The following is a 12813-nucleotide window of genomic DNA, read 5'->3' as shown; positions in this document are numbered from 1 at the left end:
AAGATAGGGACCTCCCCTATCTTTTTTCTATGAAATCACAGTAATTGAAGAAAAGTTTCTCTTTTGCTTATACTAGATAATGCACCTTAGATTTTCAGGAGGCAGAAAGAAGACATGCTCACAAATAAATCATCTTACTTTTTACAATTAACGAAACGATTCAAAAAAGCTGCAACGGCAAATTCAGTTATTCTTGGAATTTTGTTAGCTATTGTGGGAGGTTTTCTTGATGCTTATACGTATATAAGCAGAAACGGAGTATTCGCAAATGCACAAAGTGGAAATATCGTCTTATTAGGTGTAAAGGCAGCGCAAGGTCAATGGACAGAAGCTTTTCTTCATATTCCCCCTATTGTAGCCTTTATCCTAGGTGTTGCTGTAACCGAAACATTTAAGCAGCCGCGATTTGTATCTGTACTCCCTGATACTTCTCGTATCGTATTGCTTTTAGAAATTGTCGTACTCATTATCGTTGGTTTTTTACCGTCTAGTGTTCCTAATATGTTGGTTACAGTAACAATTTCATTTGTTGCTGCTCTTCAAGTTTCTTCATTTAGAACTTTGATAAAATGGTCATATAATACAACCATGACGACCGGAAACCTTCGTACTGCTTCTCAAGCAGCATACTATGCTATATTCAAACGCGATGAAAACGCTGCTTATCAGTGCCTTCGTTTTACCGCCATTATCCTCTCTTTTTTGAGTGGGGCATTGTTAGGTTCTATTTCTACTTTCACCCTGGGGACAAAAGCAGTTTGGCTAGCTTCTGCTATTCTTTTTCTCGCTTTTGTCATTTTAAATTCAGAATCTCAAAAAAGCCTTTGAAATCAATGATTTCAAAGGCTTTTTTATTAAACTGATTTTCTAAATGCCATAACATGCAAATCTTTTACCGGATAAAAATCGTTATCAGGAAAGCGAACGTAACCTCTTTTAGTGTACAGCTTAATGGCATGTTCCATTGAATGATCTGTATGTAAACCTAAATAAGAACACCCTAGCTCCCGAGATTTTTTTTCACACGCTTCAAGAAGCGCGTTGGCGACTCCTTTTCGGCGATGCGTCGGAGCAACTGCCAGCAGACGAATTTCGGCCCATGGAAATGGCTTTAACAACCCTCCGTATACATCCGTATTCGGCGGATAAAACAAAACGCTTCCTGCCATTTCTCCATCGATTTCAGCTACAATGCACTCAAATTTCTTTTCTTCACTCAGGGTATGTAAAATTCCCTTTCGATATCTTTTCCAGTGTGCTTCTGATTTTACAGCTGCATATTGCTCATAAGCAGCAAGCGTCACTGTTTCAATAGATGATGTTTCTTCTTCTCTAGCTTTTCGAACGATCAATTTTTTCTCCTCCATTTACCTTCTTCATTAGTTCTTATTGTCTATGGTGAAACATGTTTATGCAACACATTTGCATTTTAAAACAGCTTCCTTTGCATATATTTAATCCGTTCATTATGGTTTCTGAAGCGGTCTTTGTGCTGAAACTCTGCTTGTCTTCATATACATATAAAGAGATTCAGAGACAAGGATGAGACAGCATGTATAAAAAATTAATTGCAATTGGAATTGGCAGTGTGTTTGTTAGTATTGGAATTAACGTTTTTATTCTTCCGCTTCAGCTTGTAACAGGAGGCATTACGGGAATTAGCTTAATTCTTAATTATTTACTTGGCTATAAAGTAGGCGTGATGATTTTTTGCTTAAACTTCCCTATTTACCTTCTCGCTCTAGGTTTTAACCGCTCTTATTTTTTAAATGCTATCTATGGCATGGTTCTCTCAGCCGTGATGATTGATTTGCTGTTTCCGCTTCATGGGATTTTTCACCTTCCCATTATCTTAAGCGCTTGCCTTGGAGGTGTTTTTAACGGAATCGGAACCGGCATCATGCTCCGGCAGCACGCAAGTCAAGGCGGGGTCGACTTATTTTCTCTGATACTTGCGAAATGGTTATCTTTAAATCCTGGCATCATTATTTTAGTAATTGACGCATCTATTATTATTTCAGGTATTTTACTGCTTCAAAACGATACAGCTATTTATTCATTATTCATTGTTGTATGCTCCGGTATAGTGACCAGTTTAATTACATCTTTCAAACGCATCATCGTCTATGTATAGGGAAAAAGCCTCGAGACATTCATCTCGAGGCTTTTCTTTATTTGTCATTTAAAAATTCTTGCAGCGCTTCTTTATTTTTATCTAAATCAATAGCAAGCACCATACCAACACCGCTATACGTTTTGTTTTCAAACGATCCGTCTAACGGCAGTCGCAGGCTTTGAACATCTTTCATGTTTCCTGTTACCACATCTTTAGCGAGAAGCATCATACTTTTTGTATCTAAATTTGTATCGATATAAGGATCCATTACGCCGAGAAGCTTCGGTATTTTAAACACGCTGTTTAGGCTTGCTACTTCATCTTTAAGCTTTAAAACGACTTCTTGCTGGCGTTGAACGCGTCCAAAATCACTCATGTTATCATGACGAAAACGTACATAGCCAAGCAGTTGTTCACCGTGTAAAACTTGGGTACCTTTGTGAAGCGTCATACCAATTCCTGAAGACATGTCGTGAGGCACGGTTACTTTAATGCCATCAGGTGCAATCGTATCTACAATTTTTGAAAACCCTTCGAAGTCCACAACTGCATAATAGTTAATATCGATATCAAAATTTTGTTTGATCGTTTTACGCAGCAGCTCAGGACCTCCGAACGCGTAAGCAGCATTCAGCTTTTGCTTGCCGTGTCCTGGAATATCCACATACATATCCCTCATAAGGGAAACAATTTTCGGGTGTTTGCTTTTAGAATCGTAGTGAGCAATTAAAATAGAGTCTGTACGAGAATGCTTTTCCCCGCGCGAGTCACTTCCTAACAGCAGCATATTTACTTCTCCGTTATTTGGGAGACTGCCTTGAAACTGTTCAAATGTCGTGCCGTCATCCGCAAATTTACCATCGCTTGCCATCGATAGCCCTTGCTTATATTGGAAATAGCTGTATATGCCTCCAACGATAATAAAAAGAAACAACAAAGCAAAGAACACTCTGCCCCATCGAACTCTTCTTCTTCTTTTGCGTCTTGTTCGCTCCACGTTTCTGTCACCAGCTTTCTTTTTCAATGAAGTTCTCATAAAACAAGCAAGTAGCTAAGCTTTTAAAAAGCTCCTCTACTTGCTTGTTTGGATTGTATGGTGTGAAAGCTTACATTACTTTTCTGTTTCTTGGTCTTTTCCATACATGTATTTTGATGGATCGACCGGTTTAAAGTCATCTAATTTATTAAATCGTAATAAATCACCGTATAACACTTTATCAGAAAGTTCTAGCTCTCTTCCAACTTTCTTTTTATAAGCTTTCGCTTCGTCTGTTGCTGTGATTCTTTCTCCCGTGTTTGTATCGTAATACTTGCCGTCAATTGACGTGTATTTCGGAGAAACATAATCACCGTTTCTAAATGCTACTACCTGATCATGGTCTTTTGATAATAAATCTGTACCGAATTGAACATACTCTTTACTATCAATTCCCACTAAGTGAAGAAGCGTAGGTACTACGTCAATTTCACCGCCGTACGTATGGTTCACTCCACCTTTTACGCCTGGTACGTGAAGGAAGAACGGTACGCGTTGAAGCTGAGCGTTTTTATATGGCGTAATTTTCTCGCCAAGAACTTTTTCCATTGCTTTGTTATGATTTTCAGAAATACCGTAGTGGTCACCGTAAATCATAATAACTGAGTTGTCATATAAGCCTGAAGCTTTTAGCTCTGTAAAGAATTCTTGCAGTGATTCATCCAAATAACGAGCCGTTTGGAAATAACGGTCTACCGTTCCATCTCCTGTGTTTGCCGGCTCAATGCTAGCATCGCCTTTATCAAGGACAAATGGGAAATGGTTTGTTAATGTAATCATATGCGCATAGAAAGGCTGCTTCAATGACTGTAGCATTGGCATAGATTCTTTGAAGAATGGCTTATCTTTTAATCCATAGTTTACTTTGTTATCACCAGTCATATTGTAATAACTTGCGTCAAAGAATTTATCCACACCGAACTGTTTATAAATTTCATTACGGTTCCAGAACGTTTTATAGTCTCCGTGTAAAACGGCACTTGTATAGCCGCCCTTTTGATCTAAGATCGCTGGTGCTGCTTGGTACGTGTTGCGGCCTTTTAAGCTAAATGCTGATCCTTGAGGCAAGCCGTATAATGATGTATCCATCATAAGCTCTGCATCAGCTGTTTTACCTTGTCCTGTTTGATGGAAGAAGTTATCAAAATACATAAATTCATTTCCATTTGCTAATGAGTTTAAAAACGGCGTTACTTCTTGCCCGTTTAACTTGTAGTTAATCAGGAACGACTGAAATGATTCTAGATGAATTTTAATAATGTTTTTTCCTTTTGCTTTACCGGCATACTCAATATTTGGAGCTGCATAGTGACTTGTACTGAAGTTTTTCACTGTTGTTAAGTCATCACTGCTTGCGAATGCTCGCTGCTTTGAGTTTTTAAACGTTTGAACTGCATCATACACCGTGTAGTTGTATGCTCCTAAATATTTCACTAGGTAGTTGCGATCAAATGTTCTTGTTAGTAATTCAGGGCGATCTTTTTCAGCATAGTGCAAGTTAATTGCAAAAGCGATAGCTCCTGCCGCTAGTACCATGAACGTATAGCGGAATTTAAGGCGTGCTTTTGGCCATTCGATTTTTCTAACAAACAATAGCGCAATCAGTAAAACGATATCTACAAAGTAAAAAATATCGTGAGCTTTTACTAAATCAGCGATACTGCCTCCTAAATGACCCGCATTGCTTGTTTGCGTTAAAGTAGGCAATGTCACAAAGTCATTGAAGAATCGATAATATAAAATATTGCTGTACAAAATGACCGTCATGATTGTACTAAGGATAAGCGTCCAAACGATGGCTCTTTTCCCTTTTGCAAACAATGCTAACCCTAAAAAGATCAAAGTTGAACTAATTGGATTAATAAACAATAACGTTTTTTGCATTGAGTCACTTATATCTAAGTTGAACTCCACTTTGTAAGACATGTAAGACTTGATCCACATGAATAAAACCGCTATAAAAAAGTAAAACAACGGCTTTGAAAATAGTTTTTTCATTTTCAAATTCCTTTCACTAAAAAGTAGAGATTTCATGTTCAGCTAACCTCAGGAAAGTCCCCTACATTAAATCGTAACGGTTACGTCCTGCAAAAGATTACCTGAAAATGATTCAATTTGTCAAACAATATCATCTTCATCTCTTTTTTTAGTCATCTACAAAATTTACATTTCAACTTGTAATCTCTTATTTTTTATCGTGATGTTAATATTACACAATTGTTAATTTGTAAATTTTGTTCTCCCTATATTGCATACATATTAATTTACCACATTTCTGCTCTGCAATAAAAGTATTTTTATTTTATTAGGCATAATATTTCACATACTGAATGAAAAGGTACTATTGTACTGGACGTTATTCTTCGCTTGCTGTTAGGACTAGTAAAAATAGACTGATCTATGCTTAGTCTTTATCTTCATCAACAGCTATGCGGTCTCCGTGTGCAAAGGGCTGTGAAATAACTAGAAACTCAATCTCTTCGCTCGAACGATTCATCATTTGATGAAGAATGGACGGAAGCACTTCTATTCCTTCATGTGCTTTTACATCATAAATAATTCCGTCTACTTCTAGAGCAGCTGTTCCTTTTAGCACAAAGAAAAATTGCTGTGCTCTCGTGTGATAATGCCTTACCTCTTTCGTATGAGGAGGCATGCGCTCATGAATAATACTTACGTCTTTATTTTTCACTAGGTGCCACCCATCGCATTTTCCTCCCCACACGTAGTGTTCTGCGTTTTGCTTACTGACTTTCATGACTAGCTCCCCTTTTTCTAATAAATGAAGACCTGCAGATGAAATAGAAATTCTATGTGATCTTTTTAATCTTGCTATTGGAAATACTTTTTTTAGATGAAGGTTTTGGCTTCAAAGTAAAAAGCATTCCTAAAAAGATCAAAACAATGCCTGCCAGCTGAAAAAGCGTCGGGCGAAATCCCGTGAATGCTGTATCTAATAAAATAGCAACGGCTGGATCTAAAAACACTAGAACCGAAATCACCTGAGTTTTTAAGTAGCGCAGGCTGTCGAAAAACAAATAATACACTAAACCAGTATGTACAAAGCCCGTTACCAAAATAGCTGTCCAATTGGCCGCTGTTAAGAAATGAAAATCACTAAAATGAACAAACGGCAATAATAAAAAAATCCCTAAAAAAGTCTGAATAAATGTAACAGCGTAAGCACTCGTATGAATAATTCCTTTGCCAAGCAGCGTTGTGCATGCATAAAACAAAGCGGCTAAAAGCGCCCACAGTATTCCTGAAGACATGAAGCCATCAATCGTAAGTTCCTTCACCCCAATAATCAGAAGTGTTCCCACAAAACAAGTGAAAATAGACATAACGCCAAGAACCGTTAATTTCTCCTTAAAGATAAAGCTTCCCAGAAGCAATACTAAGACGGGTGCAAGATGATAAATAGAAATAGCTACCGTAACGGACATCATTTCAAATGCTTTAAATAGAAACACCCAGTTAAACACAAGGAATATGCCGCACAGTAAAATCTGCTTTATTTCTTTGGCATTCCATTTCTCCCTTTTATATTCACCGGTTACAAACCAGCACATTCCTAGAAAAAGCGTTGCACAAATACAGCGAACAAATACTAAATCAAAAGAAGGAAGTCCAGTTTGTGTGGAGAAAAAGCCAATTGAACCAAAAATACTCATTGAAACCATCATTTTTACCATTGGGCCAGCTTTCATTTTTCCACCTCACTTTCAGAAAACTATTATTATTCAAACATAAAGAAGTCTATTTGTAAATTAATGGTTCATAAGCTCTGTTCCATGAAAAAGCAAAAAGCGCAAAGACACGGGGTCAGTCCCATCGTCTTTGCGCTTTTCTGTCTTTCTTTTAATCTTCAACCGGGAACCAGCCTGGTGTGTTAATAACGGCTTGCCACAGCGGGTCAGGAATCACAAGCTTTTCCTGATCTTTTTTGCTTAATGTTGTCACAATTTCATTTTCACGGCCTTCTTTGACTTTTTGAACCCAGTCTGGATCCATAATTAATTCACGGCCAATCGCAAGCAGTGGAATGCCGGTTTCAAGAGCTGCTGCTGCTTCGTCTGCTGTATGAATAGAACCTACGCCCATCACAGGTACGCGGCTTCCTACGCGCTCTTGAATAATCTCAATACGTGAACGAGTATCTTCCACGCCTCGGCGAGGTTTTGACCAGAATTCCATTAGCGATACGTGAAGGTAATCAAGGTCTTTTTCTGCTAGTGCATCAACTAACTTCAACGTATCAGCCATTGTAATTCCAGGCGTTTCAGGCTCTTCTGGCGAGAAGCGATAGCCTACTAAAAATGGCTCTTTTGCATGTTTAGAAACGGCTTGCTTTACTTCGTCTACAATTGCCAGCGGGAATGTTAAGCGTTTTTCTACGCTACCGCCCCATTTATCTTGGCGGCGATTAGAATGCGGAGAAAAGAACTGCTGAATTAAATAGTTATTTGCTCCGTGGATTTCAACTCCGTCAAATCCTGCTTCAATAGCACGGCGCGTCATCTCACCAAAATCATGAATAATGCCGTCGATTTCTTCATTTGTTAACTCTCGAGGCACCGGTGCTCCTTCTTGTTCTGCAGCAACAGCACTTGCGCTAACAACCTCTCCATTTGGAACAAGCTCAGGCGGACACATGCGGCCTCCGTGAAAAATTTGAAGAACTGCTTTTGCTCCTTGATCTTTAATGGACGTTGCTAAACGGCGCAGACTAGGAATCATTTCATCGCTGTCTGCAGCAAACTCTCCGTGAAATCCTTTGCCGTTCGGCGTTCCGTATGTACATGCTGTAATGACCATGCTAACACCGTCTGAACGTCGTACATAGTAGTCTACTTCTGCATTTGATACTGTTCCATCTTCATTTGATGAAAAATTTGTCATAGGCGCAAGAATAACGCGGTTATCTAATTTGATGCCATTTGAAAAAGTAAACGGCTGTAAAAGCGGCTCATACTTTTTATTTGTCATTTTGTTTCCCTCCAAAAATGATACGGTCAAAAATATTGGCATATTATAGGTAGAAACTGTTTTTCCTTCCTAATAATATGTGTCATTTAAAACTGTAACTTTAAAATATACTGTGATTTTAATCTGTACAGTTTCGCCTGTCAAAGAATAAGACTTTCTCATATAAAAAAGCACTCATATACTGAGTGCTTTTTTATCATTGCGAAAGAGGTCCCTGATTATACATGAATGCTTTTACTTTTACATATTGAGCTTCTAACTCTTGAAGTGTCAGTTCGTATAGGTGCCGATTTCCTTTTTTATAAATACCAAAATTCAATAGCGCATTAATAAACCAATTTCTCTTATGTTCCGTTTCAGGCTGTGTGTGTTGTTTCACCATTTCCACCACCTAAGTTTATCTCATTTTAATTTTGCAAAGCATTCGCTTTTACATAAAGGATTTTACTTCTGTACGATGAAAAAACAGTGAAATAGAGAGTTTTTTTATTTTAAATTTCCGCAGCCGGACCCGCCATTTTTTTGCGTCTTTTTACTCCTGACAATATTTTTTCGATATAATAAATAACAATAATAAAAACCGACATAATAGCAAAATAAGTACCGATTACAACAAAAGGATTCGGACTTTCAAAACCGCCTTCTTTTCCTTTCATCCCTCTTTCCGGACCTCCGCCATCGTGATCAAAGTTCGGACGTTCGTGACCAGCAGATGCCGTCGCCGAAGATTTGTTCTCGCCAAATGAATGGCGATCAAAATCCGGCTTCCCACCGCCTTTTTGCGGCATATCTGAGGAACTTAAATTCAGTACTTCCGCTACTCCTCCAAGCTTTCCAAGAAAATTCGTCTCATTTATTTCGTATATACCAACGACTAACAATGCAACGGTTGCGAGCTTAGCTGCTATGCTCAAGCTTTTCTTTGACTTTTTGAATTTCGTCATGTTTTTACATACATTTATAACCCATTGCCAATGAAGACCTATGTGAGCGGCTACTAGAATTAACACTAAAAATGATACCGAAATATGCGAAACCTTAAACCATTGTTCATTGCCCACATTAATATTTGGAAATACTACTCTTGAAATAAAAATACCGCTAATCATAATAAATGACATCGTAATCAACAGCATGATATTTAAAAAGTAACCAAACTTTGTTTTGCGCGGCAGCTTGCGGTCAAATAATTTAACCGTAACTTTCTTTACCCACTGCCAGTTTAGTAGCACGTGGGTAAAAAAGGCGACGGCAATCGCTAGCCCCGCAATTTCATGAAACGTTAACCCTCCCAATACTTGTTTGTTAAAAAATAAAACAAACGTAACAGCCATTAAAAGATCCAGTCCAAATCGGACGTACATCATCTTTTTCACTCTATTCATTCTCCTCAGCTATGTATTTGTCAAAACAACCTCTTTTTCATATTTCTTAATGTAAGCAGAGTTGGTGAAAATTAGGTGAAACGACTGGTTTTTTTACCAAAATAACCAGTCCTGAGTTCTATAAAAAACAAAGTTCCATCATTTTATTTTTTAGAAGATAGCTGTTGACAAAGAAAAAAGAAGCACGTATAGTAATGGTTATTCATCAAGAACTTTCAGATTTTAATCAAAAACACAGCGATTGGGAGTAGTAGAAGCTTATTATTCGGTCAAGAGAGCTACGGGTTGGTGTAACGTAGTCCAATAATACTTTGAACTCGCCCAGGAGTGGTAATTCAGAAAGAATGCAGAAGTATTCTCTAAGTTTTAACGTCTAACCTTCGTTATCAGGTTTTAAGCAGGGTTCTTTAAGAGCCAACAAGAGTGGTACCGCGGTTAGCTAAAGCTTATCGTCTCTTCTCTCATTTGATAATGAGGTAGGAGACGATAAGCTTTTTTTATTTTATAAAAAAGTGGAGGGAAAAGTCATGAAGAAGGACAACCAAGGTTTGCAGCGAACAATGACTTCACGTCACATTATGATGATGGCGCTAGGTGGAGCAATTGGCGCTGGTTTATTTAAAGGAAGCAGCTCAGCTATTGATATGGCAGGACCATCAGTTATCATTGCTTATTTAATTGGCGGAATTATTTTACTATTCATTATGCAAGGTCTTGCTGAAATGGCGGTTCGAAACAGTGACGCACGAACGTTTCGTGATTTAGTTCAGTCGATTTTAGGAAGCTACCCCGCTTATTTTTTAGACTGGATTTACTGGAAAATGTGGGTGTTAAACATTGCAGCTGAAGCTGTTGTAGCAGCTATTTTTATTCAGTACTGGCTTCCTGATTATCCAATTTGGATGCTTGCTTTAGGCGTATCCGTTATTGTCACAGTTATTAACTTGCTTTCGGTCAAAGCATTTGCTGAAACGGAATACTGGTTAGCATTAATTAAAATTACGGTCATTGTAATCTTTATCATCGCTGGACTTCTGTTACTATTTGTATCATTTGGTCACCATACCGCAGCGGGCTTTTCGAACTTGAGCGATCACGGCGGTTTCTTTCCTAAAGGACCAACTGGGTTAATTACAGCGATGCTAGTTGTCATCTACTCTTACGGTGGAACTGAAATCATCGGGGTAACGCTAGCTGAAACAAAAAACCCTGAAAAAGTAGTACCAAAAGCCGTGCGCAGCACATTAACGCGCATCATTGCTTTTTATCTGTTCCCGTTTTTTATCATCGTGAGCTTGATTCCTTGGAATGAAGTGAACGGCGTTTCTCAAAGCCCTTTTGTAATGGTATTTAAAATGTTTGGAATTCCCGGAGCAGATCATATTATGAATGCCGTGATCTTGTTAGCCGTTATTTCTTCAATGAACTCAGGGCTTTACGGTTCATCACGTATTTTGTATACGCAAGCAGTAGACGGTCGAGTGCCGAAGATATTTTCGAAACTTTCTGTTAACAGAGTTCCTGTCTATGCAATCTTAATGTGTACATCATCTCTTTATGTGGGCGTGTTGATTTCCTTATTTGCAGGAAGTAAAACATTTGATTATTTGATGGGATCCTTAGGATATACCGTGTTGTTTATTTGGTTGATTATTGCGATCGCACACTTAAAGTCCCGCAAAGTTCAGCCAGAAGCATCGAGCAGCTACTCTGTTAAATGGTTTCCTTATACGACGTGGGCTGCCCTAATTGCACTAAGCGCTATTTTAATTGGTGTTATCTGCACAACCTCCGTTGTTATTACGGCTATTACACTAGCTATCTATTTATTTATTACAGCTACGTATATCTTTAAAGGCCGCTTTTATCGATCATCGGCAGTCAAGCACGCTAAATAAAAAAACGCCTCCTTTGAGTCATCAGAGGAGGCGTTTTTTTATTTAAAATGATAAGTACCAATAGCCAAGTGCAAAGCCGATATAGTTACCAATAATATAGCCAAGCGTTCCTACTACCAAGATAGGACCAACCAAACTTCCCCATCCTTTAGCAATTGCCATTGCACTTGCTGTCGTAGGTCCCCCTACCGTTGCATTGCTCGCCAGTAAAATATGTTCTAAATCAATTTTAAATACTTTTCCTAAAAGCAGCCCCACTATTAAATTACTTAGTCCCACAATGAGCACAAATAGAATCAAAAGAGGTGCTTTTTCAACAATTAACGGAATGGACGCCGGCACTCCAATGACAACAAAGAAAATATAAATGAAGTACGTGCCGATTTCTTGGCTTCCGCTAATGTTTTTAAAATAAGAAGGAAATAGATAAATGACAAGAAACGTAAGTGTGGAAAGCAATAAGTATTTTTCGCTCAAAATAGTATGTAATAATGTTTGAACTACCGAAACATTTGGACCGGTTGGAATGATTGTTCCAAACCATTCGGCTAATTTAAACGATGCAACCACTAGAAAAAATGATGTACCAATTGAAGCCGCCACGTCTTTTAACGAAATTTCTTTTTTTGCCCAATATTTTTCTGCAAGCGTATGGCGATCATTTTCTCCATATTGCCCAGCCTCTACTTCTTGAATATGAGGCGTCTTAAAATGTTTTCTAAAAAACTTCATAGAAGGAACAAACATATACACGGCAAACAGCAAAGCCATGACCATATTATCAGCAACCACCGTCGCGGAAACCATTTGACTTGATGGTTCAAATTTAGCCGTAACGGTAGCAAAATTAACCCCTCCGCCTACATAAGAAGCGCCGATAGCAGCTGCAATTTTTGCTAGTTCAGGAATATAATCTTTTAATAACAAGAAGCCTGCCGTGCTCCCTATAACCGTTCCTACTGCACAGATTAAGAAAATAAAAAGCAGCTTCCGGCTTTCTTGAAATAATTCTTTCATGTTGACTTGAAATAACAATAATGGAATGGCAAGCGGTACTAGATACGCCCAAACCGCATCATAAACCGGAGACTCTGTTGGAATGATTTTTAAATTTGATAGGATAAGCGCTCCCGCTAGCGCAATAATAGCTCCTGACAGAAAAGAAGCCCACTTATACTTTTGTTCGAGAAAAATGCTAACAGAAGCCCAAATCGCTAGAATTCCCCATAGTGCCCACGTATCATCAGCTTGAATAATAGTAAAAATCACAAGCTACTCCTTTCTTTCTCTTTTTCAAGAAATAGAATTTTCAGAAAATACACTTTAAATTTTATCAATATATGCCAAATTCCGTCAATCTATAAAAAAGAGTCGAGGACAAAGTAGTCT

The 12813-nt window shown here is 38.2% G+C and carries 12 protein-coding genes and 1 other annotated feature; of the genes, 3 read left to right on the top strand and 9 right to left on the bottom strand.

What is annotated here, in order from left to right:
- Positions 1 to 114 precede the first annotated feature (114 nt).
- Positions 115 to 828, top strand: a complete 714-nt coding sequence (locus tag AC0KUU_RS04805; protein WP_013058628.1) for a YoaK family protein — start codon at positions 115 to 117, stop codon at positions 826 to 828.
- 26 nt (positions 829 to 854) lie between these two features.
- On the opposite strand, the gene AC0KUU_RS04800 is transcribed toward AC0KUU_RS04805, so the two are convergent.
- On the bottom strand, positions 855 to 1352 hold the full coding sequence (locus tag AC0KUU_RS04800; RefSeq protein ID WP_043978356.1) for a GNAT family N-acetyltransferase: 498 nt from the start codon (positions 1350 to 1352) through the stop codon (positions 855 to 857).
- Positions 1353 to 1552: 200 nt separating this feature from the next.
- Between AC0KUU_RS04800 and AC0KUU_RS04795 the strand changes: the two genes are divergently transcribed.
- A complete protein-coding gene (locus AC0KUU_RS04795) occupies positions 1553 to 2134 on the top strand; it encodes a YitT family protein (RefSeq protein ID WP_043978354.1) in 582 nt (193 codons plus the stop codon).
- 37 nt (positions 2135 to 2171) lie between these two features.
- Here the strand turns inward: AC0KUU_RS04795 and AC0KUU_RS04790 are convergent, their stop codons facing one another.
- The 7 genes from AC0KUU_RS04790 to AC0KUU_RS04760 all read right to left on the bottom strand — a co-directional run bounded on the left by AC0KUU_RS04790 (position 2172) and on the right by AC0KUU_RS04760 (position 9517).
- Positions 2172 to 2903 (bottom strand): LCP family protein, encoded by a 732-nt coding sequence (locus AC0KUU_RS04790; RefSeq protein ID WP_425262922.1) that lies wholly within the window; start codon positions 2901 to 2903, stop codon positions 2172 to 2174.
- Between the two features lie 324 nt (positions 2904 to 3227).
- Positions 3228 to 5150 (bottom strand): lipoteichoic acid synthase, encoded by a 1923-nt coding sequence (gene ltaS, locus AC0KUU_RS04785; RefSeq protein ID WP_043978351.1) that lies wholly within the window; start codon positions 5148 to 5150, stop codon positions 3228 to 3230.
- 406 nt (positions 5151 to 5556) lie between these two features.
- On the bottom strand, positions 5557 to 5910 hold the full coding sequence (locus tag AC0KUU_RS04780) for a cupin domain-containing protein (protein ID WP_028410967.1): 354 nt from the start codon (positions 5908 to 5910) through the stop codon (positions 5557 to 5559).
- A 52-nt stretch (positions 5911 to 5962) separates the two neighbouring features.
- Entirely contained in the window at positions 5963 to 6862 is a 900-nt protein-coding gene (locus AC0KUU_RS04775) for a DMT family transporter (protein ID WP_028410966.1), read from the bottom strand.
- A 151-nt stretch (positions 6863 to 7013) separates the two neighbouring features.
- Positions 7014 to 8141 (bottom strand): NADH-dependent flavin oxidoreductase, encoded by a 1128-nt coding sequence (locus AC0KUU_RS04770; protein ID WP_043978349.1) that lies wholly within the window; start codon positions 8139 to 8141, stop codon positions 7014 to 7016.
- Between the two features lie 196 nt (positions 8142 to 8337).
- Complete coding sequence (locus AC0KUU_RS04765) at positions 8338 to 8523, bottom strand: Fur-regulated basic protein FbpA (protein ID WP_034649488.1); 186 nt, start codon at positions 8521 to 8523, stop codon at positions 8338 to 8340.
- Positions 8524 to 8632: 109 nt separating this feature from the next.
- Positions 8633 to 9517, bottom strand: coding sequence for a DUF4405 domain-containing protein (locus tag AC0KUU_RS04760; RefSeq protein ID WP_409233867.1), 885 nt, complete (start codon positions 9515 to 9517; stop codon positions 8633 to 8635).
- Positions 9518 to 9754: 237 nt separating this feature from the next.
- Positions 9755 to 9986 (top strand) — a binding site (T-box leader).
- Between the two features lie 67 nt (positions 9987 to 10053).
- On the opposite strand from AC0KUU_RS04760, the gene AC0KUU_RS04755 reads away from it, so the two are divergent.
- On the top strand, positions 10054 to 11424 hold the full coding sequence (locus AC0KUU_RS04755) for an amino acid permease (RefSeq protein ID WP_162214857.1): 1371 nt from the start codon (positions 10054 to 10056) through the stop codon (positions 11422 to 11424).
- A 42-nt stretch (positions 11425 to 11466) separates the two neighbouring features.
- Here the strand turns inward: AC0KUU_RS04755 and AC0KUU_RS04750 are convergent, their stop codons facing one another.
- Positions 11467 to 12693, bottom strand: a complete 1227-nt coding sequence (locus AC0KUU_RS04750) for a DUF819 family protein (RefSeq protein WP_043978340.1) — start codon at positions 12691 to 12693, stop codon at positions 11467 to 11469.
- Positions 12694 to 12813 lie beyond the last annotated feature (120 nt).

The organism is Priestia sp. ST2 (genome assembly GCF_055810735.1).
Note: the sequence above shows the minus strand (reverse complement) of the source record. Positions and strands in the feature narration are given on the sequence as shown.

Bases quoted from the DNA above. Each gene is read 5' to 3' on its own strand.
- AC0KUU_RS04755 (WP_162214857.1), top strand. From the start codon at position 10,054: ATGAAGAAGGACAACCAAGGTTTGCAGCGAACAATGACTTCACGTCAC.
- AC0KUU_RS04790 (WP_425262922.1), bottom strand. From the start codon at position 2,903: ATGCTGCTGTTAGGAAGTGACTCGCGCGGGGAAAAGCATTCTCGTACA.
- AC0KUU_RS04775 (WP_028410966.1), bottom strand. From the start codon at position 6,862: ATGAAAGCTGGCCCAATGGTAAAAATGATGGTTTCAATGAGTATTTTT.
- AC0KUU_RS04770 (WP_043978349.1), bottom strand. From the start codon at position 8,141: ATGACAAATAAAAAGTATGAGCCGCTTTTACAGCCGTTTACTTTTTCA.
- AC0KUU_RS04805 (WP_013058628.1), top strand. From the start codon at position 115: ATGCTCACAAATAAATCATCTTACTTTTTACAATTAACGAAACGATTC.
- AC0KUU_RS04795 (WP_043978354.1), top strand. From the start codon at position 1,553: ATGTATAAAAAATTAATTGCAATTGGAATTGGCAGTGTGTTTGTTAGT.
- ltaS (WP_043978351.1), bottom strand. From the start codon at position 5,150: ATGAAAAAACTATTTTCAAAGCCGTTGTTTTACTTTTTTATAGCGGTT.
- AC0KUU_RS04765 (WP_034649488.1), bottom strand. From the start codon at position 8,523: ATGGTGAAACAACACACACAGCCTGAAACGGAACATAAGAGAAATTGG.
- AC0KUU_RS04780 (WP_028410967.1), bottom strand. From the start codon at position 5,910: ATGAAAGTCAGTAAGCAAAACGCAGAACACTACGTGTGGGGAGGAAAA.